The 26935-nt window shown below is 47.5% G+C and carries 27 protein-coding genes and 1 pseudogene; 16 read left to right on the top strand and 12 right to left on the bottom strand.

Annotated elements, in window-relative coordinates; genetic code table 11:
• Positions 1 to 36: 36 nt before the first annotated feature.
• From ACFOMG_RS04540 to ACFOMG_RS04525, 4 genes and pseudogenes are all read right to left on the bottom strand, one after another.
• Positions 37 to 843: an enoyl-CoA hydratase-related protein gene (locus ACFOMG_RS04540; protein WP_376865053.1), complete on the bottom strand. Its 807-nt coding sequence runs from the start codon at positions 841 to 843 to the stop codon at positions 37 to 39.
• Positions 836 to 1027 carry a hypothetical protein gene (locus tag ACFOMG_RS04535; RefSeq protein ID WP_376865051.1) on the bottom strand — a complete coding sequence of 64 codons (192 nt, stop codon included), beginning with the start codon at positions 1025 to 1027 and terminating at the stop codon, positions 836 to 838. Before ACFOMG_RS04535 ends, ACFOMG_RS04540 begins: the two co-directional genes overlap by 8 nt.
• Positions 1015 to 1278, bottom strand: a complete 264-nt coding sequence (locus ACFOMG_RS04530; protein WP_376865083.1) for an acetyl-coenzyme A synthetase N-terminal domain-containing protein — start codon at positions 1276 to 1278, stop codon at positions 1015 to 1017. The genes ACFOMG_RS04535 and ACFOMG_RS04530 overlap by 13 nt, the downstream gene beginning before the upstream one ends.
• 1015 nt (positions 1279 to 2293) lie before the next feature.
• Positions 2294 to 2614: pseudogene (locus tag ACFOMG_RS04525) on the bottom strand (hypothetical protein); the annotation flags it as partial.
• Between the two features lie 70 nt (positions 2615 to 2684).
• On the opposite strand from ACFOMG_RS04525, the gene ACFOMG_RS04520 reads away from it, so the two are divergent.
• The 4 genes from ACFOMG_RS04520 to ACFOMG_RS04505 are packed head-to-tail and all read left to right on the top strand — an operon-like array spanning position 2685 to position 5736.
• Positions 2685 to 3314, top strand: a complete 630-nt coding sequence (locus ACFOMG_RS04520) for a cytochrome b/b6 domain-containing protein (protein ID WP_376865049.1) — start codon at positions 2685 to 2687, stop codon at positions 3312 to 3314.
• Positions 3315 to 3364: 50 nt separating this feature from the next.
• Positions 3365 to 3667: a PepSY domain-containing protein gene (locus ACFOMG_RS04515; protein ID WP_376865048.1), complete on the top strand. Its 303-nt coding sequence runs from the start codon at positions 3365 to 3367 to the stop codon at positions 3665 to 3667.
• A 12-nt stretch (positions 3668 to 3679) separates the two neighbouring features.
• Positions 3680 to 4345, top strand: a complete 666-nt coding sequence (locus tag ACFOMG_RS04510) for a response regulator transcription factor (RefSeq protein ID WP_376865047.1) — start codon at positions 3680 to 3682, stop codon at positions 4343 to 4345.
• Positions 4342 to 5736, top strand: coding sequence for a sensor histidine kinase (locus ACFOMG_RS04505; protein WP_376865045.1), 1395 nt, complete (start codon positions 4342 to 4344; stop codon positions 5734 to 5736). Before ACFOMG_RS04510 ends, ACFOMG_RS04505 begins: the two co-directional genes overlap by 4 nt.
• Here the strand turns inward: ACFOMG_RS04505 and ACFOMG_RS04500 are convergent.
• Both ACFOMG_RS04500 and tssI read right to left on the bottom strand, forming a co-directional pair.
• Positions 5714 to 6475 carry a substrate-binding periplasmic protein gene (locus ACFOMG_RS04500; protein WP_376865043.1) on the bottom strand — a complete coding sequence of 254 codons (762 nt, stop codon included), beginning with the start codon at positions 6473 to 6475 and terminating at the stop codon, positions 5714 to 5716. The genes ACFOMG_RS04505 and ACFOMG_RS04500 overlap by 23 nt on opposite strands.
• A gap of 75 nt (positions 6476 to 6550) precedes the next feature.
• Positions 6551 to 9124 (bottom strand): type VI secretion system tip protein TssI/VgrG, encoded by a 2574-nt coding sequence (gene tssI / locus ACFOMG_RS04495; RefSeq protein WP_376865041.1) that lies wholly within the window; start codon positions 9122 to 9124, stop codon positions 6551 to 6553.
• A gap of 170 nt (positions 9125 to 9294) precedes the next feature.
• Between tssI and ACFOMG_RS04490 the strand changes: the two genes are divergently transcribed.
• The 11 genes from ACFOMG_RS04490 to ACFOMG_RS04440 all read left to right on the top strand — a co-directional run bounded on the left by ACFOMG_RS04490 (position 9295) and on the right by ACFOMG_RS04440 (position 18752).
• Positions 9295 to 11622, top strand: coding sequence for an AHH domain-containing protein (locus ACFOMG_RS04490; protein WP_376865039.1), 2328 nt, complete (start codon positions 9295 to 9297; stop codon positions 11620 to 11622).
• A 2-nt stretch (positions 11623 to 11624) separates the two neighbouring features.
• On the top strand, positions 11625 to 12230 hold the full coding sequence (locus tag ACFOMG_RS04485) for an imm11 family protein (protein WP_376865037.1): 606 nt from the start codon (positions 11625 to 11627) through the stop codon (positions 12228 to 12230).
• 135 nt (positions 12231 to 12365) lie between these two features.
• Complete coding sequence (locus tag ACFOMG_RS04480) at positions 12366 to 12986, top strand: imm11 family protein (RefSeq protein WP_376865035.1); 621 nt, start codon at positions 12366 to 12368, stop codon at positions 12984 to 12986.
• Positions 12987 to 13125: 139 nt separating this feature from the next.
• The gene (locus ACFOMG_RS04475; RefSeq protein WP_376865034.1) at positions 13126 to 13746 is read left to right on the top strand and encodes an imm11 family protein; all 621 of its coding nucleotides are present in this window, start codon (positions 13126 to 13128) and stop codon (positions 13744 to 13746) included.
• A 124-nt stretch (positions 13747 to 13870) separates the two neighbouring features.
• The gene (locus tag ACFOMG_RS04470; protein WP_376865032.1) at positions 13871 to 14476 is read left to right on the top strand and encodes an imm11 family protein; all 606 of its coding nucleotides are present in this window, start codon (positions 13871 to 13873) and stop codon (positions 14474 to 14476) included.
• An 84-nt stretch (positions 14477 to 14560) separates the two neighbouring features.
• Positions 14561 to 15181, top strand: coding sequence for an imm11 family protein (locus ACFOMG_RS04465; RefSeq protein WP_376865030.1), 621 nt, complete (start codon positions 14561 to 14563; stop codon positions 15179 to 15181).
• Positions 15182 to 15321: 140 nt separating this feature from the next.
• Positions 15322 to 15942: an imm11 family protein gene (locus ACFOMG_RS04460; RefSeq protein ID WP_376865028.1), complete on the top strand. Its 621-nt coding sequence runs from the start codon at positions 15322 to 15324 to the stop codon at positions 15940 to 15942.
• A 123-nt stretch (positions 15943 to 16065) separates the two neighbouring features.
• Positions 16066 to 16671, top strand: a complete 606-nt coding sequence (locus ACFOMG_RS04455) for an imm11 family protein (protein WP_376865026.1) — start codon at positions 16066 to 16068, stop codon at positions 16669 to 16671.
• Positions 16672 to 16693: 22 nt separating this feature from the next.
• Entirely contained in the window at positions 16694 to 17290 is a 597-nt protein-coding gene (locus tag ACFOMG_RS04450) for an imm11 family protein (protein ID WP_376865024.1), read from the top strand.
• A gap of 112 nt (positions 17291 to 17402) precedes the next feature.
• Positions 17403 to 18023 (top strand): imm11 family protein, encoded by a 621-nt coding sequence (locus tag ACFOMG_RS04445; RefSeq protein ID WP_376865022.1) that lies wholly within the window; start codon positions 17403 to 17405, stop codon positions 18021 to 18023.
• Between the two features lie 123 nt (positions 18024 to 18146).
• Positions 18147 to 18752 carry an imm11 family protein gene (locus ACFOMG_RS04440; protein ID WP_376865020.1) on the top strand — a complete coding sequence of 202 codons (606 nt, stop codon included), beginning with the start codon at positions 18147 to 18149 and terminating at the stop codon, positions 18750 to 18752.
• Between the two features lie 86 nt (positions 18753 to 18838).
• On the opposite strand, the gene ACFOMG_RS04435 is transcribed toward ACFOMG_RS04440, so the two are convergent.
• The 6 genes from ACFOMG_RS04435 to ACFOMG_RS04410 form a co-directional block, all read right to left on the bottom strand.
• A complete protein-coding gene (locus tag ACFOMG_RS04435) occupies positions 18839 to 19057 on the bottom strand; it encodes a hypothetical protein (protein WP_376865018.1) in 219 nt (72 codons plus the stop codon).
• Between the two features lie 108 nt (positions 19058 to 19165).
• The gene (locus ACFOMG_RS04430; protein WP_376865016.1) at positions 19166 to 19465 is read right to left on the bottom strand and encodes a helix-turn-helix transcriptional regulator; all 300 of its coding nucleotides are present in this window, start codon (positions 19463 to 19465) and stop codon (positions 19166 to 19168) included.
• Entirely contained in the window at positions 19465 to 20817 is a 1353-nt protein-coding gene (locus ACFOMG_RS04425; RefSeq protein WP_376865014.1) for a type II toxin-antitoxin system HipA family toxin, read from the bottom strand. Before ACFOMG_RS04425 ends, ACFOMG_RS04430 begins: the two co-directional genes overlap by 1 nt.
• Before the next feature lie 165 nt (positions 20818 to 20982).
• Positions 20983 to 22881 carry a tRNA uridine-5-carboxymethylaminomethyl(34) synthesis enzyme MnmG gene (gene mnmG, locus ACFOMG_RS04420; RefSeq protein WP_376865013.1) on the bottom strand — a complete coding sequence of 633 codons (1899 nt, stop codon included), beginning with the start codon at positions 22879 to 22881 and terminating at the stop codon, positions 20983 to 20985.
• A gap of 352 nt (positions 22882 to 23233) precedes the next feature.
• Positions 23234 to 24103, bottom strand: a complete 870-nt coding sequence (locus ACFOMG_RS04415) for a hypothetical protein (protein WP_376865012.1) — start codon at positions 24101 to 24103, stop codon at positions 23234 to 23236.
• Between the two features lie 27 nt (positions 24104 to 24130).
• Entirely contained in the window at positions 24131 to 24355 is a 225-nt protein-coding gene (locus tag ACFOMG_RS04410) for a hypothetical protein (RefSeq protein ID WP_376865011.1), read from the bottom strand.
• 104 nt (positions 24356 to 24459) lie between these two features.
• Between ACFOMG_RS04410 and ACFOMG_RS04405 the strand changes: the two genes are divergently transcribed.
• Positions 24460 to 26934: a heavy metal translocating P-type ATPase gene (locus tag ACFOMG_RS04405; protein ID WP_376865010.1), complete on the top strand. Its 2475-nt coding sequence runs from the start codon at positions 24460 to 24462 to the stop codon at positions 26932 to 26934.
• Position 26935: the final 1 nt, after the last annotated feature.

Genomic DNA, 26935 nt, shown 5'->3' with positions numbered 1-26935 from the left:
TTGAGCGACACAGCATTGCAGCAAGCTCGAAAAGAATCAGAGTTTAAATCCCGGCTCATGGTGCAGAACACCCTGGATCTGCGCCGCACTCTCAAGCGCCTGTTCCAGCGTCTGGCTTTGCGCCTCACGGAATAGACGTTTGGTTTCACGTAAACAGCGGCCATCGTTGGTTGCCATCTGACGCGCCAGGCCCAAAGCATTCCCCAGCAGCTGATCGTGTTCGACAACGCGCGAGACCAATCCCATCGCTAAGGCTTCATCGGCAGAAAATGCACGGCCGGTTAATGCCATTTCCATCGCTTTTTGCATACCAACTCGGCGTGGTAATAACCAGGCGCCGCCATCACCCGGGATAATCCCTAGCTTGATAAAACTCTCGGAGAAGGTCGCTTTGTTGCTGGCGATGGCGATATCACACATACACACCATATCGTTACCAGCACCCACCGCCGGGCCGTTTACCGCAGCAATGACCGGAACCTGCAAACGGGCAAAGGCCAGCGGAATACGCTGAATAAACTGCTGATAGTTTTTCTGCAGTTGCTCAACATCGCCTGCAAACATACCGGTGCGGTTTTTCATCGCTTTGATATTGCCACCACCGGAGAAGATATCTCCCTCTCCAGTACTCTTTCCTGTTAAAACCGCAACTTTTACGCTGCCATCGACATTAAGCTGATCAACCATGGCATCAAAGGCGTCGATCACATCGGCATCGGAAATCGCGTTTTTAATCTCCGGACGGTTCAGGGTAATCAGAGCGATGCTGTTATTGCCGGCATCATCCTGAACTCGTTCAATCACTAAAGGATCAGTCTGGTTGTTAGTCTGGTTATCAATCACGGCCTAACTCCTCAATATCTTTAAAGTGTGGTAATTCCGGTACCGCAATCACCTTGGCCGGAACATGGCGTGGGATGCAGTTAGCGCGAATCTGCTGACGGATTTTCTGACGCAATTCATCAGTTATCCCATTGTTGTGCAAACCAGATGCCAGCGCTTCTTTGGATAACACTACAAACAGCACAATCCGAACATCGTCCTGCCATTGCTGGCCGATGATTCCAGAAACCTACCGGCATCGACGGGAAGGTCTGGGCACATACCAGGTACCAGTAAGTTCTCGGCAAAGTTCAGTTTTGCACCTTCAAACCAGCGCGCACCGGGCATTTTATCGCCATTGGTTAATACGCTGTCATAAGGCGTCTGGGCTTCTATCTGAGCGTGCCGGCGTGTATTACCTGTAGGAGGGGACCTTGTCCCCGAGCCGTTTGCCACAATTAAATTCGCGGACAGGGTCCGCTCCTTCAATCTGCTTCTGTGCCGGCGTGTACTACCTGTAGGAGGGGACCTTGTCCCCGAGTCATTTGCCACAATTAAAATCGCGGACAGGGTCCGCTCCTACAATCTGCTTCTGTGTCGGCGTGTATTACCTGTAGGAGGGGACCTTGTCCCCGAGCCGTTTGCCACAATTAAAATCGCGGACAGGGTCCGCTCCTACAATCTGCTTCTGTGCCGGCGTGTATCACCTGTAGGAGGGGACCTTGTCCCCGAGCCATTTGCCACAATTAAAATCGCGGACAGGGTCCGCTCCTACAATCTGCCTCTGTGCCTGCGTGTATCATCTGTAGAAGGGGACCTTGCCCCCGAGCCGTTTGCCACAATTAAATTCGCGGACAGGGTCCGCTCCTACAATCTGCTTCTGTGCCTGCGTGTATCACCTGTAGGAGGGGACCTTGTCCCCGAATCATTTGCCACAATTAAAATCGCGGACAGGGTCCGCTCCTACAATCTGCCTCTGTGCCTGCGTGTATTACCTGTAAGAGGGGACCTTGTCCCCGAGCCATTTGCCACAATTAAATTCGCGGACAGGGTCCGCTCCTACAACCTACTTCTGTGCCGGCGTGTATTACCTGTAGGAGGGGACCTTGTCCCCGAGCCGTTTGCCACAATTAAAATCGCGGACAGGGTCCGCTCCTACAATCTGCTTCTGTGCCTGCGTGTATCATCTGTAGAAGGGGACCTTGTCCCCGAGCCGTTTGCCACAATTAAAATCGCGGACAGGGTCCGCTCCTACAATCTGCTTCTGTGTCGGCGTATATCACCTGTAGGAGGGGACCTTGTCCCCGAGCCATTTGCCACAATTAAATTCGCGGACAGGGTCCGCTCCTACAATCTGCTTCTGTGCCGGCGTGTACTACCTGTAGGAGGGGACCTTGTCCCCGAGCCGTTTGCCACAATTAAAATCGCGGACAGGGTCCGCTCCTACAATCTGCTTCTGTGCCGGCGTGTATCACCTGTAGGAGGGGACCTTGTCCCCGAGCCATTTGCCACAATTAAAATCGCGGACAGGGTCTTGCTCGGCATCCAGCTCATGACGATCAATAAAGTCGGTGGATAAATCGGCGTTGATAAAATCTGGCTCTGCCATCAGGCGTGCCAGGAAGTCGCGGTTGTTTTTAACACCGTCGATTTCTAATTCGCTCAGCGCCTGCTGCATACGAATAATGGCAGCGTTACGATCGGCACCCCAGACAATCAGCTTGGCGATCACCGGGTCGTAATAGGGCGATACGGTATCGCCTTCGATCACGCCGCTATCGACACGAACCGAAGCCGTGTTCTTAAGTTTGGTTTAAGCCAACATCCGTATGCTGAGGTTATTCACTCAGAGGAGATGTCCTATGACTGCGATCGAAACCTCAACCCATCACCAGAACGACAACAACCCCGGCACCGCAACAGCAGAAAAGCGGGTCAGAGTCTGGGATCCGTTAGTACGGATTTTTCACTGGTCGTTAGTCGTTGCCTTCAGCACGGCTTACATCAGCTCGGAGTTTTCTGACGAGTTACATGTGATCGCCGGCTATACCGTCACCGGTCTGATTGTGTTCCGCCTGGTGTGGGGCCTTATCGGCACACCTTACGCACGTTTCAGTCAGTTTGTGCGCTCACCCAAAGCGGTGTGGCATTATCTGGTGGCGTTACCGGCAGGCAAAGCGCGGCGTTATCTGGGCCACAACCCGGCCGGCGGCGCGATGATTATTGCCTTGTTAATTGCGTTGAGCGGCACCGTGATATTGGGTATGGCGACCTTAGCCGCCGACCATCAGGCCGGACCTCTGGCCGGTAGCTGGATCGCCACCATTGACGAACACACGCTGGAAGAGGTGCACGAGTTCTTCGCCAACAGCACGCTGCTGCTGGTGTTGTTACATCTGGCCGGCGTACTGTTCAGCAGCCTGGCACACAAAGAAAATCTGGTACGGTCAATGTTTACCGGCCACAAACCATCACGCGATGATGATCTGTAACGAAACTCTTTAACAGCAACCTTATTATTTTTGTTACACCGGAGAACACCATGAAAACATTTCTGCTGACAACCCTCACCCTGGGATTATCAGGCCTGGCAGGCTTCAGCCTGGCCGATGACGATTACAGCCGCGAACAGGCCCGCCAGATGGTGGAGCAGGGCACCATCAAACCGCTGGATGAACTGCTGCAGATCAGGCCTATCGACGGCAAGTTGCTGGATACTGAACTGGAACGTGAAGATGGCGTACTGGTGTACGAGCTGAAATGGCTCGACGCTGATGGCCACCGCCACGAAACCTATATCGACGCCAACAGCGGCGAATGGCTGGAAGATGAAATTGACGATTAAAGGTTAAACGCCGTGAAACTGTTGCTGATTGAAGATGACCCACAACTGCAAAACGCCTTGTTGCCGCTGCTGCGCAAGGCCGGTTATGCGGTGGAATCTGCCACGAATGGCATCGACGGTGAATTCCTCGGTGACGAGCTACAGCCGGATCTGATTATTCTCGACCTCGGTCTGCCGGGCCGCCCCGGGCTTGAAGTGTTAGCCAACTGGCGTACGCGTGGTAATGACACTCCGGTGCTGGTGCTGACCGCCCGTGATGCCTGGCATGAACGGGTCGACGGCTTAAAGGCCGGCGCCGATGATTACCTTGGCAAGCCGTTTCACAGCGCTGAATTATTGGCCCGGCTGGAAGCCATCAGCCGCCGCCACACCGGCCAGCTCAGCAACCAGTTAAGCTGGGGGGGAGTCAGCCTGGATTGCGAACGCCAGCAAGCCCGCGATCAGCAGGGCCAGCTGATTGAACTGACCGCCATTGAGTTCCGGCTGTTACGTTATCTGTTACAACATCCGTCAGAGGTGCATTCCAAAACCCGCCTCAGCGATCATGTGTACGAAGAAGCGCAACAGCGCGACAGCAACGTGATGGAAGTGTATATCAACCGTCTGCGCCAGTACTTCGGTAAGGACTTTATCCACACCCGCCGTGGCCAGGGTTATCAGCTGGCACCGCAGCCATGAAATCATTACGCCATTATTTACAGCGCCGCTGGCTGGCCTCACTGCTGCTGATTATGTTGCCGTTACTGGTGCTGGCAGACCTGGGAGTGCGTCAGCTCACGGCTCACTCGGTATTAAGCCGTTTACAACACGACACCGAAGGTTTAATCGCTGCGCTGCAGTTCCGGGCCAACGGCGACTGGCAGATTGATGAAGCGCAGCTCAGTGGTGTGTTCCGGCGGGTGTACTCCGGCCATTATTTTGCCGTTTACGATCAGCACGGCAAGGTCGTCCGCAGCCGCTCATTATGGGATCGGGATGCCGCGCAGATTCCGCCATTGCAGCAGGGCTCCCGCCACTGGACAGCCAGCTACCAGGGCGGCGAACAACAAGCGGAGTTATGGCTCAATCTGGCGATCACAACCGAAGTCAACGAGCAGCCTTTTATGATCTGGGTGGCCGAAGATGTCGCACCACTACGCCAGTTGCTGAACCAGTATCGTATGCTGGCGATTACGTTGGTCGCCGCTGCATTGTTGTTATTGATGCTGATTCAGCGACTGCAGCTGCGCCGCGCTTTTGCTCAGCTACAGCCGTTACAGCAGGCGTTGCAACAGCTGCGCAACGGCGAACGACAGCAACTGAACCAGGCCAATCAGGCAGCGTATCCGGATGAGGTACAACCGCTGGCAGATGAAATCGACCGGTTATTACAACAGCTGCAACAACGCGTCAGCCGTTCGCGCAACGCGTTAGGCAATCTGGCCCATGAAATGAAACGGCCGGTGCAGCAACTGCGTCTGCTGGCTGAACAACTGGACCCACAGCAGCAGCAACAACTGCAGCAAACCCTGCAACAGCTGCAACAACTGACCGAACGGGAATTAAAGCGCGCACGTATTGTTGGTATGTCGTCTCCCGGGCGTCAGCTGCAGCTGAGCCAGGAACTGCCGCCGTTACTCCAGGTGCTCGGCCAGCTGTATCCCAACAGCCGGATTGATGCCCGGTTTGACCAGTCAGCGGTGCTGCCACACGACCGTGACGACCTGCTGGAGCTGCTCGGCAATCTGCTGGATAACGCCTGCAAATACGCCCCCGGCCAGATAACACTCAGCATCCACCAGGACAAGTCCCAACCGTGGTTAAATTCACAACCGTGGTTAATTGAAGTCTGTGATCAAGGGCCGGGCATTGCGGCTGAACAGCAGCAACGGCTGTTACAACGAGGCACCCGGCTGGATGAATCCGGCGCCACCGGCAGTGGCCTGGGGCTGGCTATCGTGGCCGATATCGTCGCCAGTTATCACGGCCAGCTGACTTTCCACCACAACCCGGAAGCAGGCTTCTGTGTCACTGTCTGTTTACCAGCGAATATCAACGCGCCACGACTCAGTTCAGATACTGATCAATAATTGCCTGATAACGGCCATCGGCCCGCACTTTTGTTAACGCCTGATCCAGCTGCTCAACAAATGCTGCTGACATGGTTTGTCGGCTGAGTAAAAAATACACCTCATTAGCGTGCACCGTCATCTGCACCCGAACCTGATCGGTTAACCCTTCTTCACGTAACCGCGCGGCGGCGGCAAACGGATCGGCCAGCACACCATCGACCCGGCCAGCGGCCAGTTTTTTCAGATTCATGCGGTCTTCTTTCGACGGCTGTAACAATGCCCGGAAAGCGGGCTGCTGATTCAGCCGGTCAAAATCGTCGCCGTAATAATAGCCACGGGTGATGGCCAGCCGGAACTGCTGCGCCACCACATCATCCAGACTTAATGGCGTCACGGTGGCAGTGCGGCGCACCAGTAACACCGCAGATTCGGTACGATAGGAGTGGGAAAATAAACCGTATTGCTGACGTTCAGCGGTTTTCGACGCGCCGCTGGCGAGATCCAGCTTACCCTGTTCAACTTCTAATAACAGACGCTTCCACGGACGTTCGATAAAACGGTACGAACAACCCATTTCATCCAGCAACAGGCGGATCATATCCAGATCCAGACCGGTCAGCCGGCCATCCCGCATCATGGCGTACGGCGGCCAGGGCTCCCAGCCTACCCGGATTTCTTTATCCGGACATTGCGCCATCGCAGACAACGGCAAACACACAAACAGCCAGACAAAAAACAGGCGTCGCGCTGGATTCATAAATAAGGGCCCTGACAGTTCTTTCTCTTCAGTGTAGAGACAAATGGCCGCTCAGGGGAAATACAGCGGATCGGATTAACCGATCATCACCAGCTGACCTTTCATAGTGACCATTTTGGCGTCAGCACTGATCATCTGCGACTCCACTTTCAGCATCTTGCTTTTAACCGTGCTCATCGAAGACTGCTGCTGCATCATATCGGCTTTGACCACCGCCGATGTCGCTTTCAGCTCCAGAGTGTCGGTTTGAATATTCAGCGCGCCGGTCTGTTTGACACTGGTCGGTGCCTGTAATGTCAGATTGGTCGGGCTGGCGACTTTTGCGTCCAGCTTGCCACTGATCTGAGTGGTCACATTGCCCTGAGTTTTACTGCTGATATCGCCGCTGGTTTCCAGCGTGGCATTACCTTTATGAGTAATACTGCGGTCACCGGTTAAGGTGTGCGACACATCACCTTGTTCTTCGATGGTTTGTTTACCTTTGCGCTGCAGCGTCAGGTCACCTTCGGTTTTTGTCGTTTCATTACCTTTAAAGGTATGTTGCCGGTCACCCTGCTGCTCGGTGATAATTTTTCCTTCAGTGGCAGAAACATGATCCCCCTGCTGCCAGAAAAAGGTATTTCCCCGGGTTTTATCAATCAGCGAATTATCATCCGGCTGAACAGCAAACCCTTTGAAGTTATCGATACGGTCATCGCCAAACGACACCAGACGTTCACGATAACGACCACCATAATGGAACTCTTTATGAATACCCTGCATATCCGGCCCCTGAGCCCAGACCGTACTGGTACCCGCCATATAATGGTACTTATGACCAAATTCTTTGGTTACCAGACCGTGGTTCTTAGCGCTGTCGGCGGTTTTCCGGTCACTGACCGGCTGATCAGCGCTGTATAACATATCATCGTGAATATCAAAGCGGTTATTTGCCTCTCCTACCGCCTGCCAATTGGCATGGTACTCAGTGTAATGCTGGCCAAAGTGGAATGAACATTCGCGGCCGTAATAGTAGTTATTACTATCAATAAAGGAGTACAGATCGCCGTAACGACGATAAATATGCTGATCACCCTTGATTTCATCGACCTGATTGCCGGCAGTTTTACCGTCAAAATCCAGCTCGTCAAACGGCTGTTGCTGAACTTTATCGTATTCAAACTGAGAAGAAATATGCAGGGATTTACGCGCTTTGGCGGTTTCGGTATACAACATGCCATCAGTGATCAGCGTCGCATGATGCGGGTTTTCGTTGGTGACCGGATAACGCAACGACTGCGAATTTTCCAGCGCGCCAATTATATACGGCCGGTCCGGGTTCCCAGAGGTAAAGCCAATTTTTACTTCAGTGCCCGGCACCAGTGGCATATCAGAATGATTCGACAGCGCCGCGCTCTGGGCCATCCGGATCCAGTGTGACACATGATTTTTTTCCTGGCTGGAAGACTTTCCGGCTTCCCGCGGCAGAAAATCAAACACCACCTGATAACGCCCCCGTTCATCACGCTGAGCGATATTCTTTTTATTATCGGCAGAATAAACCCGCGCCGTAGTAGATACCGCCGTCGGAATTTCGGTTTCCCGCCGCGGCCGGAACTGTACCGAACGCGGAATAGCAGTAAAGGAACATTCATAAAACGGCGCCGCTCCGGTATCACTGTTGCGTGCTGTGTTATCCAGCCCGGAGCCCGAATGAGATACTTCCAGCACCAGCAACTCAGTGGTTTTACTGTCGCCACTTTCAACCTTCAGAATAAAGCCCGGTGCCAGATTGGGAATACCGGATGTGCCCAGATAGGTAACACCACGACACTGCAATTCTTCCAGCCGGATGGTGGCAATCTGATTAGCCTCATCTTTATTATCCACACCCTGGCTCACCAGATGGACACAACCTTTTTTACCGTCTGTTTTTCCAGCAATACCTTCAATATGAGTGCTGGCCAGTTCCGGATTTACATCAGAAATCACCACACCATCCACAGTACTGTTAACGATTTTTCGTAACGTACGAATGCTGTCGAAGCTGATAGTTGGCCGGGTAAGCTCATCCAGCTTTACTTTCCGGGTAATAATCTCGTCGTAGTTGGTATCATCGGCAAACACCAGCTGGGTGTTGGCGTCGTGGTTAAAATAATAATAAATCCCCCAGTGTTCACTCAGCCGTGAAACAAAGGAAAAGTTTGATTCGGCATACTGGCAAAAAAAATCTTTTTTCGGATAAGAAGAGGTGGTCGCTAACAGATAATCCAGCTGAATATCTTCCCGCAATTCCTCTTCCAGCACTTTATCGGCCGTCATATGGGTATAAATATCATACGACAGGCTGTGCTTCTGGCGTGCCAGCGCTGGCACCATTTCAACCCGGTAAAACCGATGTGTGGCAGATGTGCTTAATACTTCTTCGGCGGATTCAATCACACCACTGATGCTGTAATCTGCAGGCCGGCCGCTGTCTTTATCAGCCAATACCGTGAGTTTTGCTTCAGAATCAGATAACACTTCCAGGTCGACGCGTGCGTCCAGTGGCACCTTCAGTTCCAGCGAGAACCAGAACAACGATGAGATCGCCTCTTCACCGGAAAAACTGATCAGTTCAAATTCAGAACGGTAATCTGGCGTAGTAAAACGAAATTCTGGGTAGGGCATCCTGCTCTCCTGCGATCGTGGGTACAGCGAATCCTTTGCCTGGCTGCTGCAATCAGAGGGCGAAACTATAAAAACTCATCCTGCCAATGTCTATTGATAAATGGGGCTGTTATGCCAGATAATCCCGCCCCGAAGGACAACCACGGACTGGATCAGGATATCGCCGCCACATGGACTATCAGGTAAAACATCGTACCGAAATCAGCTGGTACGAGCTCGACCGCATTGAACTTCCCAGCGCCGCAGAAGCATTAATCAACCGCCCAATTCAGCTCAGTTACCGCGTGCGCCAGCAGCTTGGCAGCCTGCGCGAAAGTAATGCTCTTAACAGCGCCGAAAATGCCTCGCGCCAAAAAAAACTGCTGCAGCATCTGCGTCGTGGCGAATTTTTTTTACTGGCGCCCGTCGGCCGGGTAAAACAACCGGCACTGCTTCGCCAGGCGGAAGTTAATGCCGATAGCGCCAGCATTGAACTGGATTGCCAGATAAGTCTAGTAATAATTTCTGAGCAGCTGCGCAGTGCTCTGATGCACTTATTGCGTACCGTCGAACGGCCGAAGATGGTGGCCAGCGTTAGCAGGGCAGATAACCGTAATAACAGCAGCGATCAGTCACAGGGAAATAGTAATAATCCTCGCTACTGGTTTGAACTGGAATGTACCTTCGAAAACGATCCGAACGCATCCGTAGACGGACTGCCTTATGAAATCACCTTCTCAGACGGCAGTAAAAAACAAGGTAAGTTGTGGGGCAGCCTGTTGCGCCTGAGCAACGTCCCGGCAGGCTCTATCAGCGTTCAGCTGGGGTATCCGGAGTCTGAAAAATTATTGCAAGCAGCCCGCAAAGAACTGCAACAAGCACTCGATGACATCATTAACGCGCTGAAACAGCGAGCCTCACGCCTCGACGAGGCGCTGGCGAATGAGTCAATAGCAATGCAGGGCCTGATTCTTACTGGTGCTTTTTTTGACGGCCTGTTTGGCGCTCTTGGTGATTCCGCAGAGGGAATCGCACAGCTGGCAGAAGACCTGGTCGCCGATGCCCGGGTTAAGATGGATGAATGGGAAGGTATAGCCGAGGATGTTAAACAACAAACCATTGAGTACGTCAGCAATAAAAAAGCCGTTTATCTGGAATTCCTCGCCGAAGTCGATGAAAAACGTGCGAATGCCGAACAAGCACTGCAAAAAAGTATGGATCAGTTTAAAAAAGACCTGGAAGAACTGGCCAGCTATGGTGCCAAGCGGCTTGATAATGCTTATGCCTATGGCGTAGAGAGTCTGCAGGAACTGCAGGAAGTCTATAACCACTACCGCTTGCTGTTCGAAGACAGTGAGACAGGGCAAATGCTGAAAGAATTCCCCGACCGTTATTATGAAGCCATGCCCAAAGTTGAGGCCGCTCAGTCGGGAGGTGGCTTAGGCTTTAACGTCTTAACTGCGGCCCTGACCGGAGGCGCCGGTGCCGGGGTGGTCGTAGCAGGTTTCATTGCTAAAAATATTGGTTTATTCAGAAAAGTTAAAAAGATTATCGACCGGGTGCTGGATTTATTATCGAAGAAGAAACTGACACCGGAGAAAGAAGTAAAATCTCAGCATAATCAGACCGCACAGGCGAAGGTGGAAAAGGATAAGGAAGAAGCGGTTGAGGAAAAAGAGAAGAAGACGTGTCAGTTTAACTTTGATAAACGCACAAAAAATATTTGCGGAAAACCTTATAATAATAAATGTCCTTTATGTAATTCACATGCCCAGAAAAGAGCAACGACCCGAAAGGGTGGCCCCAATAAAGGGATCAGTTCTATCCTGAGTGACCGGATAATGTCAAATCTTCAAAGTAACAATAAAGCAAAAGAAAATAACGAAGTGTTAGATAGTTCAGGAAACTTGCTCTATAAAAAAGACTCCACTAAAAAGAAAAATCATAAGAGCTATCATCCGTGGTTCCAGGGAGATGACACCCTCGCAGCGCATCACATTATTGCCAGTGAAGCGGTTAAAGGAAAACAATGGCAGGACTATTTCAATATGTGTGGGTACGATATCAACTGTAAGGAAAATGGCATCATGCTTCCCAGCCGACCGGAAATAGCTTGTCAGTTGGGGGTGCCGTTACATTATGGTAACCACGATGAAGGCGAGGCTGTTATTAAAGACCAGGAAACAAGAAGGGAAACAATAACAAACTACACCAAAGGTGTAAAAATATTAATAGAAGAAGTTGAAATTGCTATAAAAAAGAATAAATATTGCTCAACTCCAGAAAGGATTAAAAATGCCTTTAATGAAAAGAGTAACGAAATACTGGAATATTTGGAAAAATTTTACTGGACATTAACTTCTGACGGAAGAGATTACAAATTAGCTAAAGGAAGTTTTGGCTGTGGCAACCATTCAAGAAAAGAATTGGGATCCAATAAAGATTGTGCTTGCTCATTAAACAGAAAGCACAACTACGTATTTAGTCAAAAAAATACATCGTTAAAAGCAGGGGAATAAAAATGACCAATTATAGTAACTATGATGAAGAATATTATCTTCTTTATAGTGATGAAAATTCCATCATGGTGGATTTAGACGAAGATTTATTACCGGACGACATAACTGGCGGGATATTCTCCAATCCAGGGGAAATAATTCAGGATGGATATGTTTATCCACTGATACTGGATAAACCCTATAAAAATGATGAAATCGCTGATTTTCATGAACTACCACGTACCTTTTCATACCGTGTTATTAAGGATGTCGCTCTGCGACATACCATGCCGGGCGTTCAGTGGATGCCTGCTTACATACATTACAAGGGGAAACGTTACAACGATCATGTCATCATGCATTTGTTTAATGAAATTAGCTGCATGGATGAAGAAAAATCAGTATTTAAAAGAGTTTCTGAGTTTACGACTATTATTGATAAAATTGTTTTATCAAAAGAAAAGCTAGATAACATTCCTTTAGAAGACAGATTAATATTCAGACTGGAAGAAAAGGTATCTCTTATATTTATGCACCAGATTATTGTTGATGAAATAATGCAACATAACCCCGTCGGTGTTCGCTTTATAAAATCGAAAGACTGGGGAGTTAGTGAAGCCTTTGGGTAAATAGAAAATTTAAGGATACTGATTAACCAAGTTCTTTAACAATCAGGGACGACAGATTCTTTCCAGCCGAGCAACAGGCTGGAAAGAAAATTCATAGTTAAAAAGTAATTTTAATACAGGACCAACAGGGTAATTATGACAACATATGAAGATCAGTATTATTTAGTTAATAAAAAGTATGATGAAAATACACTTTATTTAACGCCTTTTGAAAAGACAATGCAAAGAAGATTTCATTTAAAAAAAATACCATATGGTGAAGAACCATTATTTTTTGAAAATGCTTTTAAAGAAAAAGATAAACAGCATGGAATCAGCCGGCCTTTAAGAAAGGCGATGATGTGGACTACCTTTCTTATTGTGGATGAAAACATAAAAGAAGATCTGGAGCAGTATGATATTAATGGCTTTCAACTATATCCGGCTGTAGTCGTTGATGATAATGGCAATTACCATGAAGATTATTGGTTTTTTAATATATACCAACATCTTGATGCTCTGGATACCGATCTGAGCATCATTGACAATTACAATCCGAATAGCAATGGTCATGATGTGGAAAAATTTAAGTTAAAAACTGATGTTCTTGACCAGATAAAAGAAGAAAACAGACTTATATTTATCATGCCAAATACCGAAATACTGACAATCATAGCTCATCAAAAGATCGTCGATATTTTCAATAAACATGATGTTGATAGCGTTGTATTTCATAAGATGTCTGAGTGGTATTCCGGAAAGCAGTTCAGAAAATAATATGATTATTGATTGTTTTCATCAGTAGCTATTTTCTTCTTAGAAATCAGGGACGACAGATTCTTTCCAGCCGAGCAACAGGCTGGAAAGAAAATTCATAGTTAAAAAGTAATTTTAATACAGGACCAACAGGGTAATTATGACAACATATGAAGATCAGTATTATTTAGTTAATAAAAAGTATGATGAAAATACACTGTATTTGAAGCCTTTAAAAAAAACAATGCAAAGGAGAATTTGTTTAGAAAAATTACCATACGGTGAAGAGCCATTATTTTTTGAAAATGCCTACAAAGAAAAAGACAAAAAAAATGGCATCAGCCGGCCTTTAAGAAAGGCGATGATGTGGAGTACGTTCCTTATTATTAATGAAAGCATCAAGAAAGATTTAGAGCAATATGATATTAATGGCTTTCAACTATATCCAGCTGTAGTCGTTGATGATAATGGAAATTACCATGAAGATTATTGGTTTTTTAATATATACCAACATCTTGATGCTCTGGATACCGATCTGAGCGTCATTGATGATTACAATCCAAATAGCGATGACCATGATGTAGAAAAATTTAAGTTAAAAACTGATTTTCTTGATCAGATCAAAGAAGAAAACAGGCTTATATTTATCATGCCTAATACCGAAACACTGACAATCATAGCTCATCAGAAGATCGTCGATATTTTTAATAAACATGATGTTGATAGCGTTGTATTTCATAAAATGTCTGAGTGGTATTCCGGAAGGCAGTTCAGAAAATAATATGATTATTTATTGTTTTCATCAGTAGCTATTTTCTGGTTACAAATCAGGGACGACAGATTCTGACCAGCTGAGTAACAGACTGGGCAACCGGAAAATTAATTTTTAAATACAGGGAACAAAAATGATCCATTACAGTAACTATGACGACGAATATTATCTTCTTTATAGTGATGAAAATTCCATCATGGTGGATTTAGACGAAGATATTTTACCTGACAATAAATTTGGTGGGACATTTGCAATCCTCGGGGAGTTAATTCAGGACGGATATGTCTATCCGCTGTTACTGGACAAACCCTATAAAAATGATGCAATAGCTGATTTTCATGATTTACCTTATACCTTCTCATACCGTGTTATTAAGGATGTCGCTCAGCGCCATACCCTGCCAGGGGTTCAGTGGATGCCTGCTTACATACATTACAAGGGTAAACGTTACAACGATCATGTCATCATGCACCTATTTAATAAAATAAGCTGTCTGGATGAAGATAATTCGATATTTAAAAGGGTTTCTGAGTTTACGACCATTATTGATAAAATTGTTTTATCAAAAGAAAAGCTCGACAACATCCCATTAGAAGACAGATTAATATTTATAATGGAAGAAAAGAAATCTCTTATATTTATGCACCAAATTATTGTTGATGAAATAATGCAACATAACCCTATTGGTATTCGCTTTATAAAATCGAAAGACTGGGGAGTTAGTGAAGCCTTTGGGTAAATAGAAAAATTAAGGATACTGATTAACCAAGTTCTTTAACAATCAGGGACGATACATTCTGACAAGCCGATCAAAAGGAAAATTATGACAATATATGAAGACCAGTATTATTTAGTTAAGAAGAAGTATGATGAAAATACACTGTATTTAACGCCTTTTGAAAAGACAATGCAAAGGAGAATTTGTTTAGAAAAATTACCATACGGTGAAGAACCATTATTTTTTGAAAATGCTTTTAAAGAAAAGGACAAGAAAAATGGCATCAGCCGGCCTTTAAGAAAGGCGATGATGTGGAGTACGTTCCTTATTGTTAATGAAAGCATCAAGAAAGATTTAGAACAGTATGATATTAATGACTTTCAACTATATCCGGCTGTAGTAATCGATGACAATGGCAATTACCACGAAGATTATTGGTTTTTTAATATATACCAACATCTTGATGCTCTGGATACCGATCTGAGCATCATTGACAATTACAATCCAAATAGCAATGGTCATGATGTGGAAAAATTTAAGTTAAAAACCGATGTACTTGATCAGATAAAAGAAGAAAACAGGCTTATATTTATCATGCCAAATACCGAAATACTGACAATCATAGCTCATCAAAAGATCGTCGATATTTTTAATAAACATGATGTTGATAGCGTTGTATTTCATAAGATGTCTGAGTGGTATTCCGGAAGGCAGTTCAGAAAATAATATGATTATTGATTGTTTTCAGCAGTAGCTATTTTCTGGTTACAAATCAGGGACGACAGATTCTGCCCAGCTGAGTAACAGGCTGGAAAGAACATTCATAGTTAAAAAAGTAATTTTAATACAGGACCAACAGGGTAATTATGACAACATATGAAGATCAGTATTATTTAGTTAATAAAAAATATGATGAAAATACATTGTATTTAAAGCCCACTAAAAATACGGCTAAAAGGGATTTTCATTTGAAAAAGATCCCACATGGTGAAGAACCGTTATTCTTTGAAAATGCCTACAAAGAAAACGACAAAAAAAATGGCATCAGCCGGCCTTTAAGAAAGGCGATGATGTGGAGTACAGATCTACTTGTTGACGGAAAAATAAAAGAGGATTTAGAGCAATATGACATCAATGGTCTTCAACTATATCCGGCTGTAGTAATCGATGATAATGGCGATTACCATGAAGATTATTGGTTTTTTAATATATATAAAGAACTTGATGCTCTGGATATTAATCAGAGTGAAATAGACGATTATAGCCCGAGCAACAAATATCATGATGTGGAAAAATTTAAGTTAAAAGCTGATATTCTTGATCAGATCAAAGAAGAAAACAGGCTTATATTTATCATGCCAAATACCGATTTAATGACAATCATAGCTCATCAGAAGATCGTCGATATTTTCAATAAACATGATGTTGATAGCGTTGTATTTCATAAGATGTCTGAGTGGTATGCCGGAAAGCAGTTCAGAAAATAATATGATTATTTATTGTTTTCATCAGTAGGTATTTTCTGGTTACAAATCAGGGACGACAGATTCTGCCCAGCCGAGCAACAGGCTGGGCAATAGGAAAATTAATTCTTAAATACAGGGAATAAAATGACCAATTACAGTAACTATGACGACGAATATTATCTTCTTTATAGTGATGAAAATTCCATCATGGTGGATTTAGACGAAGATATTTTATCGAATAATAAAGATGGCGGGACTTTTGCAATCCCCGGCGAGTTAATTCAGGACGGATATGTTTATCCACTGATACTGGATAAACCCTATAAAAATGATGCAATAGCTGATTTTCATGACTTACCCTATACCTTCTCATACCGTATTATTAAGGATGTCGCTCAGCGCCATACCCTGCCAGGAGTTCAGTGGATGCCTGCTTACATCCATTACAAGGGTAAACGTTACAACGATCATGTCATCATGCATCTGTTTAATGAAATAAACTGCCTGGATGAAGATAATTCGATATTTAAAAGGGTTTCTGAATTTACGACTATTATTGATAAAATTGTTTTATCAAAAGAAAAGCTCGACAACATCCCATTAGAAGACAGATTAATATTTATAATGGAAGAAAAGACATCTCTTATATTTATGCACCAGATTATTGTTGATGAAATAATGCAACATAACCCCGTCGGTATTCGCTTTATAAAATCGAAAGACTGGGGAGTTAGTGAAGCCTTTGGATAAATAGAAAATCAGGAGTGATAAAATGGATTTAAACCAACAGTATTATGTTTTATTTGAGGATACAAGCCTGAAAATGGTTGGAATTGATGGTTACATCCAACCAAGGTTTCCAAAAAATATGCCCGCTCCTATCAATCATACGATAGAAGTTTATATAACCAGGGGCAAGAAGAAAAAACCCAGATTTTATGATATTCACTTTTCTGCCGGCTGTCTTCCTATCGTTACGGAGCCAGTATACAAGGAATTGGAAAAGCTTAACCTTTACAAAGTTCAGTTACTTAAAGGCACCCATGGTGAAATCATCGAAGAATTTGATTTAATGATGTATAAAATCTGGTGCTATAACCGCATTCAATGCCTAGATATGGAAAAGTCTAAGTATGGATCAAAGGAAAGCGATAACTCCAGAGTATATGACTTAGAAAGGATTTTCCTGGACAACGAACGTTTAGCTCAGGTGCCCGAAGAGGAACGGCAAATATTTTATATCGCCGAACGACCGACGTGCCTGATCGTTCACCAGAATGTGGTTGATGCGTTAGAGTCCCATAAATTCCAGGGTGCCAGCTTTACTCCGGTAAATAAGTGGAGCCTGGATTCTATTTTTGATGATTAAACAGCATACCCTGTTAACACAGGGTTGATTCATTCAGTGGCATCGGACAACAGCCTGGAAAGAACATTCATAGTTAAAAAAGTAATTTTAATACAGGACCAACAGGGTAATTATGACAATATATGAAGATCAGTATTATTTAGTTAATAAAAAGTATGATGAAAATACACTGTATTTGAAGCCTTTTAATAAAAAGGCCAGAATGGGAGCTCGTTTTGAAGAAATCCCATATGGTGGAGAGCCGTTATTCTTTGAAAATGCCTACAAAGAAAAGGACAAACAACATGGCATCAACCGGCCTTTAAGAAAGGCGATGATGTGGACTACCTTTCTTATTGTGGATGAAAACATAAAAGAAGATCTGGAGCAGTATGATATTAATGGTTTTCAACTATATCCGGCTGTAGTAATCGATGACAATGGCAATTACCATGAAGATTATTGGTTTTTTAATATATACCAACCTCTTGATGCTCTGGATACCGATCTGAGCATCATTGACAATTACAATCCAAATAGCAATGGTCATGATGTGGAAAAATTTAAGTTAAAAACCGATGTACTTGATCAGATAAAAGAAGAAAACAGGCTTATATTTATCATGCCAAATACGGAAACAATGACAATCATAGCTCATCAAAAGATCGTCGATATTTTCAATAAACATGATGTTGATAGCGTTGTATTTCATAAGATGTCTGAGTGGTATGCCGGAAAGCAGTTCAGAAAATAATATGATTCTTGATTGTTTTCATCAGTAGGTATTTTCTGGTTACAAATCAGGGACGAAAGATTCTGCCCAGCTGAGTAACAGACTGGGCAATAGGAAAATTAATTCTTAAATACAGGGAATAAAATGACCAATTACAGTAACTATGATGACGAATATTATCTTCTTTATAGTGATGAACATTCCAACATGATTGATCTTGACGAAGATATTTTATCGAATAATAAAGATGGCGGGACTTTTGCAATCCCCGGCGAGTTAATTCAGGACGGATATGTTTATCCACTGATACTGGATAAACCCTATAAAAATGATGAAATAGCTGATTTTCATGAACTGCCACGTACCTTTTCATACCGTGTTATTAAGGATGTCGCTCTGCGACATACCATGCCGGGGGTTCAGTGGATGCCTGCTTACATACATTACAAGGGTAAACGTTACAACGATCACGTTGTTATGCACCTGTTTAATAAAATAAGCTGCATGGATGAAGAAAAATCAGTATTTAAAAGAGTTTCTGAGTTTACGACTATTATTTATAAAATTGTTTTATCAAAAGAAAAGCTAGATAACATTCCTTTAGAAGACAGATTAATATTCAGACTGGAAGAAAAAAAATCTCTTATCTTTATGCACCAGATTATTGTTGATGAAATAATGCAACATAACCCCGTCGGTATTCGTTTTGTGAAAGTAAAAGACTGGGGAATTAGTGAGGCTTTTGGCTAACCGACAAAAACAAAGAAGATAAGATAAACCTGAGTGATCAATATCAGGTTTATCTGAAGATCCCCGGCCGAAACAGCCATCACCGATTAACAGCCGCGGGTTACCACAAACTCATCCTGATCCAGGTTATTCAGGTGGTACTGCACCTGATGCAGGATATCCGCCGTTTTACGGCGCCGGGCCAGGCGACTGAGCAATTCGGTTAACAATAGGTCTTCGGCATACGCCAGGTTCAGTGACTGGCTGGTATCGTCATCCAGCGCTGCTAACAGTTCTTTGACCCGCTGCAGTTCTCCACTCATCATCTACCTCCATCACATACAAAAACATCAGTATGCACGCCATAAAAAACCCGGTTTTGACCAATATCATCAAAACCGGGTATCTGTCGGAGTACGGTTTTTTATTGGTCGTTAATGGCCCGGATACTTACTGGTTAAGGCGATCTTTAAACCAAATATGCCAAACAGCTGGTTAATGGTGTTCAGTGTCGGGTTGGCTTTATCTGCTTCGATGGCAGCCAGAGTACGACGCGAAATACCACACAGCTCAGCAAATTCCTCCTGCTTCAGGCCAGCAATGTATTTGCGTAGCGTTTGCAGGCTTTGCCCCAGGGTCAGGTCACCGTTGATAAACTCCCGCTGAACCTGATCGAGCAGCTCTCGCCGACTCAGCTCCGTCATATAAGTGGCGGGTGCTTCTTTAATTAACATCAGTGCAGATCCCAACCTTTCAGTTTTTTATCCAGCTCGGCAAAACGCAGCTTATTGTGGTTAAACAGTTCATCAGGGAAGTCGTAATCCCTGGCCAGATCCGGAATTGCCAATAGCCCTGTGGCTGCATCCCGCAGTGCTTGCCACAAGAAGTCTGCATCAACCAACTCTTCTGTTTCTGCGGCTTCGGTGCAGATATTTCGCCAGTTAAAACGGCCACCCAATTCATTTTCCTGCGACCAGCGGCTGGTTCGGACAATGCCCTCAGAGTCAAAAAACATCGGTGCCAGATCGTAGATGGGTGCAAGCTCAAGCTGGTTATCTTTTTTCAGGATAGCTGTATTGCGGCCATGGTTGTCAGTATTCCCCAACACCACATTTAATAAATCACGGGCCAGATATTCAGCGAACAATGGTGGGATTTGTTGTTCCTGACCTGCTTCTCTCCAACACCCGGCTAAGCGCTGCAAATAATCAGTATGCTTCCTGGTTGCACCAGGCTCGGTTACCCCAGTTAACGAATACAGAGATTCCATTGCGAATCTCCGTTGAATAAAACCGTTATCTGTCGCAATCACTTCCCGATCAAAGCGCGGCAACCAGAGAGAGGCCTTCTGAATTCCTTTTTCGTTATCCTGCGGAAAAAAGCGTAGCCCTGATACATCAACTGTGTTGAACCCCAGCTTACTGGCTAGCTTGTAATAAACAGCCTCAGCTTCAAGCAAGGTATGATCATCCTTAGCGGCATTATTCCGCGGAAACTTCACCAGATAATGAGCGCAAATCTTCTCATCATCCAAAGTGGCTTCAGGAAAATAATAACCTTGCTGGTTTTCAGATATCAGAAACTTAGGAGCCTCTCCGCCTGCACCAGTAGCGCCGCCAATTCCGGCGCCAACTTCACTGGCATAATCGAGGAAGTCGCTGTCCCGTTTCAGAATATCGTCCAGTTCAAAGCTTTGTGCCGTGGGAGGATCATCACGATAAAAAGACTCCTTGACTCGAATGTTGCCAACAGGCGCTGCGCAGCACTCTTTCAATAACAGGAAGTCATACTCAAATGTATCAGTAACAGGAAATGCTTTGCGCTTTAACCAGAAGCGCCGAGCAGCACCCATTGGCATAATATCGTGCAAAAAAGCAGGCCACCGATCACATCGGTGAGGAAAGTAATCTAGCGGAAACTCCAGACTAACTTGTGCTTCAATACGATTACCAAAGCTGGCGACATAAGCCGATTTATAAGTCAGTTCAAGTGGAGCAACACGGCCTCGTTGTGGTTCAGGAAAGGCCAGTTCACAAGCATCACGCCACTTGTTGTCCAGATAAATCTGTAAGGTGAGAGTTTCCATAACAGAGCACCAAGTGCATTTTATTGCACTTAGTTAAGCATTTCTAACCAAAATATGCAATATAGTGCATAAATACACAGGCTAGATTCTACTTTGAGCATTATACTGCACAAAAAAACGGCCGGGCTAACCGGCCGTTTCTAGTTAACGGAAGTATTCAGCAGCTTACGCCGTCATCTGGTTAGCCAGCTTACGCTTTTTCAGGTGAATCAGAATCTGACTGATGGCCGCCGGGGTGACGCCGGAAATGCGCGATGCCACGCCCAGTGTTTCAGGCTGCAGGGTTTGCAGTTTCTGTTTCACCTCGTTGGATAACCCACCAATCGCTTCGTAATCCAGATCGGTCGGCAGTTTGGTGTTTTCGTAACGCCGCAGCTGCTCAATTTCTTCCAGCTGACGGGCGATATAACCATCGTATTTGGCCTGAATTTCAACCTGCTCAGCGATCTGGGCATCAGCCACCGCTTCACCTTTCAGGTTAGCGACTTGTGTATAGTTCAGCCCCGGGCGTTTCAGCAGATCGTGCAGGTTATATTCGCGGGCAATGGCGGCTTCACCCATTTCCTCCAGCTTTTTCGCTTCGTCAGTACCGGCCTGAACCCAGGTGGTTTTCAGCCGTTCGGCTTCGCGCTCGATGCCTTCTTTTTTCGCCGAGAAAGCGGCCCAGCGTTCATCGTCCACCAGCCCTAACTCACGACCCACTTCCGTCAGGCGTAAATCGGCGTTGTCTTCGCGCAGCACCAGGCGGTATTCCGCGCGGCTGGTGAACATACGGTACGGTTCTTTGGTGCCCATGGTGATCAGGTCGTCGACCAGTACCCCGATGTACGACTGATCCCGGCGTGGTACCCAGGCGTCTTTTTCCAGCGCCCGTAATGCCGCGTTGGTACCGGCCAGCAGACCTTGGGCACCGGCTTCTTCGTAACCTGTGGTGCCGTTGATCTGACCGGCAAAGAACAGGTTGTTCACAAATCGGGTTTCCAGGCTGTGCTTCAGATCCTGCGGATTAAAATAATCGTATTCGATGGCATAGCCCGGACGGGTGATATGGGCGTTTTCGAAACCTTTCATGCTGTGGATTAAATCCAGCTGCACATCAAACGGCAGCGAGGTGGAAATACCGTTCGGGTATAACTCGTTGCTGTTCAGGCCTTCCGGCTCAACAAAAATCTGGTGGCTGTCTTTATCAGCAAAACGCATCACCTTATCTTCAATCGACGGGCAATAACGTGGACCAACGCCTTCGATCACACCGGCATACATCGGTGAACGATCGAGGTTGTTGCGGATGATGTCGTGGGTCTGCTCGTTGGTGTGAGTGATATAGCAGCTCACTTGCTCAGGGTGCTCGTCCACCGAGCCCATAAAGGACATCACGGGTAGCGGTGTATCACCCGGCTGCTCCTGCATCACGGAGAAATCAACACTGCGACGATCAATCCGCGCCGGGGTACCGGTTTTTAAACGACCGACGTTAAACGGCATTTCCCGCAGACGCTCAGACAGAGCAATCGACGGCGGATCACCGGCACGGCCACCTTTGTGGTTTTCCATACCGATGTGGATAAGTCCGCCAAGGAAAGTACCCGCCGTCAGCACCACAGTGGTGGCGTGAATACGCATATTGGTATTGGTCACCACACCACAGGCAGTCGAGCCGACACCGTCACCCTGGACAATGAGGTCATCACAGGCCGCCTGGAAGATATCCAGATTAGGCTGATTTTCAACGATGTTACGAATCGCACTACGGTACAAAGCCCGGTCAGCCTGGGCGCGGGTGGCACGTACCGCCGGGCCTTTACGGCTGTTGAGGGTACGGAACTGGATGCCGGCGAGGTCGGTGGCACGCGCCATGGCACCGCCCAGGGCATCAATTTCTTTCACCAGGTGACTTTTGCCGATACCACCAATGGCCGGGTTACAGGACATCACCCCCACTGTATCGGTGTTGTGAGTCAGCAACAGCGTTTTACAACCGGTACGTGCCGCCGCCAGGGCTGCCTCTGTACCGGCGTGCCCGCCGCCAACCACAATCACATCGTACCGAACCGGATAATCCACAACACACCTCAGCTATTCGTTTACCTGTCCGGCATCAGCGCCCGGACAAAAAGGGCGCGCATTATATCAGGCATTGTGGCGATAGGGCATAGCATTGCACATTTTTTAACCATTAAAGTTATCCACTTTATCCACAGTTGTTTTATCGCTGTGGTGTTTTTTCCTAACAGACTGTTCTTATTTTATATTTTCACAGTAAAAACAATCAGTTAGGCTGTACATAAGTCTGTACATTATTGTAGATAAGTAGTTATCTACAAGCTGAGTGGTCATTCTATGCATAAAAAAACCCAGGCTATGCCCGGGTTTTATGCTTACAAATCACAGGGTTTTCCACAAAGCGGCGGGGGAATTATTCAGCCGTTGCTTCACCATCTCCTTCCGCCGGGGTTTCCGTTTCACCGTCACCCGCATCGCCGCTACTGTCACCACCGCTCTGGCCCGCCGGTGGTGCAAACGTCATAAATAACAGCGCATTGTTTGCGCGCAGATAAAACTCCAGCTCACCTTCGCTGTTAAAACCGGCATAACCCGTGGCGCTGTTATTAAATGCCGGGCAATCTTCACGGCTGCTGAGCACCGCCCGATACAGGTTGTAGTTGCTGTCGATGGTTTCCAGCCGGCCACGGAAATTGCAACCGCTGTTGCCTGTGGCGGTGGAAACTCCGGTAAAGGTCACCCCGCTGCCAGCGCGGGTCATCACCAGTTCATGGTTACTGGCGCTCCAGCTGCCAACCACAGTTAACGCCGACAACGGACTGTTATTACTCCAGGTACCGTCACGGGTCAGTTTGATATTGCCACTGCTGGTACCGTCAATACTGTAAGAGCCGAATAGTGAGTCATTACTAACAAACAGACTGCTAAGCTGGGTATCCAACACATAAGCGGCGTCGTTGCCGTCTGCAATCAGTTGTTCTGCCGTGCTGTCAGAAGCGCTGTTTAAGGCATACGCCGTGGCGTTAATCAGCGCTGTCTGGTCACCACTGTTCAGCGACACAGTGCCGTAATAACCATTGTTGCCATCCAGTGCATAGACGTTACCGTTATAAATCAGCATGCGGATATCCGTGCTCTGATTAAACTGGCCGTCCCAGAAGCCACTGAGTGATAAGGTCTGATCCGACACGCTATCGCCCTGATCGTTGATAATGTCCTGCGGATCATCTTCCGCAATACAGCCCCCCAGTGTCAGGCAGGCCGTCAAAATTAGGATACGCACATCGTACTCCGCTGCATGGTTACCCAGTTAAGGATAGCAATCGGCCGTTGTTCCGCTGGCTTTAATGACAACAGCGGTGTCATAGCGACAAGTTATCCACAATTGCGGCAGAACAACTGTCATTAACCAACCTGTGCCATCGAACATTTCACCGCCATCATGGCGCACGATGTATTGTCCAATCCAGTCGCTACCGAAGGCATGGATGAGCGCTTCCGCGACCTGCTGGCCAAATGGAGCAGCGAAGGCCACGGCTACAAAACCGTCTGACCTGGCTGCGTTTGCTTGACCTTACCAGGATGGTAAGGTTTATCGTTAATCCGTATCAAAGCGGATACGTATTAACGAGGTGAACGATGGACACTCCAGCCAACCCCACAACCCTGATCAGCCTGCCGATTGAAGGCATGAGCTGTGCGTCCTGTGTCGGCCGGGTTGAAGCGGCACTGAAAAAGGTCGATGGCGTCGAACAGGTGGTGGTTAACCTGGCCACCGAACGGGCCGATATCCACAGCCGCAACCCGGATGCCAGCGCCCTGATTCAGGCGATTGAAAACGCCGGTTACCAGGTCAGCAGCCAGACCCGCGAACTGAATATCGAAGGCATGAGTTGCGCTTCCTGCGTCGGCCGGGTGGAACGTGCTTTACAGGCCGTGACCGGGGTTACCCGGGTCAGTGTTAATCTGGCCACCGAACGCGCTACCGTAGAGGGCAGTGCCGATAGCCAGACATTAATCGATGCCATTAACCAGGCCGGTTACCAGGCCTCCGTCAATCAGCCGGCAGGCGGCCAGGATGATCAGCAGACTGCCCGCAAAGATGCTGAACGACTGGGGTTACAGCGAGACCTGAGCTTCGCTGCGTTATTCACGCTGCCCTTGTTTATCATCGAAATGGGCGGCCATTTTATCCCCGCCATCCACCATTGGCTGGCCAATACCATAGGTACTCAAACCAGCTGGCTGATTCAGTTTGTGCTCGCCAGCCTGGTGTTATTCGGCCCCGGATTACGTTTCTTCCGCCACGGTATTCCGGCGTTATTACGCGCGGCACCGGATATGAACTCTCTGGTGGTACTGGGCACCTCCGCCGCCTGGGGCTATTCCGTTATCGCTACGTTTTTTTCCGGGTTGTTACCCACAGGCACCGCCAACGTTTATTTTGAAGCGGCGGCCGTGATCGTCACCCTGATTCTGCTCGGCCGGTTACTTGAAGCGCGGGCCAAAGGCCGGACTTCACAGGCGATTCAGCGCCTGGTGGGGCTGCAGCCGAAAACAGCCCGGGTACAGCGCGACGGCCAGATCGTCGAACTGCCGATCAGCGCCGTGGTGGATGGCGACTTGCTAGAAGTACGTCCGGGAGAACGTCTGCCGGTGGACGGTGAGGTGCTGGATGGCAGCAGTTATGTCGATGAGTCGATGATCAGCGGTGAGCCGGTGCCGGTTGCCAAGCAGGCAGGGGATTCTCTGGTCGGCGGCACCATCAATCAGCAGGGTACACTCACACTGCGTGCCACCGCGGTTGGCGGTGACACTGTGTTATCACAGATTATCCGTATGGTGGAACAGGCGCAGGGCTCCAAACTGCCGATTCAGACCCTGGTGGATAAAGTCACGCTCTGGTTTGTACCGGCAGTGATGGCCGCAGCCGCGCTGACCTTTATGGTCTGGCTGATTGCCGGCCCCACTCCGGCACTCAGCTTTGCTCTGGTCAATGCCGTGGCAGTGCTGATTATTGCCTGCCCGTGTGCCATGGGCCTGGCCACTCCCACCTCGATTATGGTGGGCACCGGACGAGGTGCGGAAATGGGTATCCTGTTCCGCAAAGGCGAAGCGCTGCAATCCTTAAAAGACGCCGCCGTGGTGGCGCTCGATAAAACCGGTACCTTAACCGCAGGACAGCCAACCCTGACCGATCTGGAAGTCAGCAACGGCTTTCAGGAAGATGAGGTGCTGGCACTGGTTGCCGCAGCCGAATCACGCTCAGAACACCCACTGGCCCGCGCGATTGTGGCTGCGGCCAGCCAGCGGCAACTGACAATACCGGCGGTCAGCCAGTTTGAGTCGGTGACCGGCTTTGGTATTGCAGCACACGTTAATGGCCAGCCTGTCCATATCGGTGCCGATCGCTATATGCTGCAGCTGGGCATTGATATCAGCAGCTTTGCCGGCAGCGCCACACGGCTCGGCGACGAAGGTAAATCACCGTTATACGCCGCCATTGATGGGCGTCTGGCCGCCATCATCGCCGTGGCAGACCCAATCAAAGCCGATACTCCGGCGGCGATTCAGGCACTGCATCAGCTGGGGCTGAAAGTGGCGATGATTACCGGTGATAACCAGCGTACCGCCGATGTGATTGCCCGCCAGCTGGGGATCGATGAAGTTGTCGCGGAAGTACTGCCACAGGGCAAAGTCGATGCGGTTACTCAGCTGAAACAGCGTTACGGCCAGCTGGCCTTTGTTGGTGATGGTATTAATGATGCACCGGCTCTGGCCCATGCAGACATTGGTATCGCCATCGGCAGTGGTACCGATATCGCCATTGAAGCGGCCGATGTGGTGCTGATGTCCGGCAGCCTGCAAGGAGTACCAAACGCCATCGCGTTATCACAAAGCACCCTGCGTAATATCAAACAGAACCTGTTCTGGGCCTTCGCTTACAACTCAGCGCTGATTCCGCTGGCCGCCGGGGCCCTGTATCCGGCCTTTGGCCTGCTGTTATCACCGGTATTTGCGGCAGCCGCCATGGCGTTGTCGTCGGTGTTTGTACTGGCCAACGCGTTGCGCTTACGCCGCTTTTCCGCACCGGCAACAATCACGGGAGCCTGAA

Source organism: Bacterioplanoides pacificum (genome assembly GCF_042648445.1).
Lineage (GTDB): Bacteria > Pseudomonadota > Gammaproteobacteria > Pseudomonadales > Oceanobacteraceae > Bacterioplanoides > Bacterioplanoides pacificum.
This window is presented reverse-complemented; position numbering and strand designations above follow the sequence as displayed.

Coding starts and splice junctions, on each gene's coding strand:
- ACFOMG_RS04520 (WP_376865049.1), top strand. CDS start 2,685: ATGACTGCGATCGAAACCTCAACCCATCACCAGAACGACAACAACCCC.
- ACFOMG_RS04515 (WP_376865048.1), top strand. CDS start 3,365: ATGAAAACATTTCTGCTGACAACCCTCACCCTGGGATTATCAGGCCTG.
- ACFOMG_RS04505 (WP_376865045.1), top strand. CDS start 4,342: ATGAAATCATTACGCCATTATTTACAGCGCCGCTGGCTGGCCTCACTG.
- ACFOMG_RS04500 (WP_376865043.1), bottom strand. CDS start 6,475: ATGAATCCAGCGCGACGCCTGTTTTTTGTCTGGCTGTTTGTGTGTTTG.
- tssI (WP_376865041.1), bottom strand. CDS start 9,124: ATGCCCTACCCAGAATTTCGTTTTACTACGCCAGATTACCGTTCTGAA.
- ACFOMG_RS04490 (WP_376865039.1), top strand. CDS start 9,295: ATGGACTATCAGGTAAAACATCGTACCGAAATCAGCTGGTACGAGCTC.
- ACFOMG_RS04485 (WP_376865037.1), top strand. CDS start 11,625: ATGACCAATTATAGTAACTATGATGAAGAATATTATCTTCTTTATAGT.
- ACFOMG_RS04480 (WP_376865035.1), top strand. CDS start 12,366: ATGACAACATATGAAGATCAGTATTATTTAGTTAATAAAAAGTATGAT.
- ACFOMG_RS04475 (WP_376865034.1), top strand. CDS start 13,126: ATGACAACATATGAAGATCAGTATTATTTAGTTAATAAAAAGTATGAT.
- ACFOMG_RS04470 (WP_376865032.1), top strand. CDS start 13,871: ATGATCCATTACAGTAACTATGACGACGAATATTATCTTCTTTATAGT.
- ACFOMG_RS04465 (WP_376865030.1), top strand. CDS start 14,561: ATGACAATATATGAAGACCAGTATTATTTAGTTAAGAAGAAGTATGAT.
- ACFOMG_RS04460 (WP_376865028.1), top strand. CDS start 15,322: ATGACAACATATGAAGATCAGTATTATTTAGTTAATAAAAAATATGAT.
- ACFOMG_RS04455 (WP_376865026.1), top strand. CDS start 16,066: ATGACCAATTACAGTAACTATGACGACGAATATTATCTTCTTTATAGT.
- ACFOMG_RS04450 (WP_376865024.1), top strand. CDS start 16,694: ATGGATTTAAACCAACAGTATTATGTTTTATTTGAGGATACAAGCCTG.
- ACFOMG_RS04445 (WP_376865022.1), top strand. CDS start 17,403: ATGACAATATATGAAGATCAGTATTATTTAGTTAATAAAAAGTATGAT.
- ACFOMG_RS04440 (WP_376865020.1), top strand. CDS start 18,147: ATGACCAATTACAGTAACTATGATGACGAATATTATCTTCTTTATAGT.
- ACFOMG_RS04435 (WP_376865018.1), bottom strand. CDS start 19,057: ATGATGAGTGGAGAACTGCAGCGGGTCAAAGAACTGTTAGCAGCGCTG.
- ACFOMG_RS04430 (WP_376865016.1), bottom strand. CDS start 19,465: ATGTTAATTAAAGAAGCACCCGCCACTTATATGACGGAGCTGAGTCGG.
- ACFOMG_RS04425 (WP_376865014.1), bottom strand. CDS start 20,817: ATGGAAACTCTCACCTTACAGATTTATCTGGACAACAAGTGGCGTGAT.
- ACFOMG_RS04405 (WP_376865010.1), top strand. CDS start 24,460: ATGGACACTCCAGCCAACCCCACAACCCTGATCAGCCTGCCGATTGAA.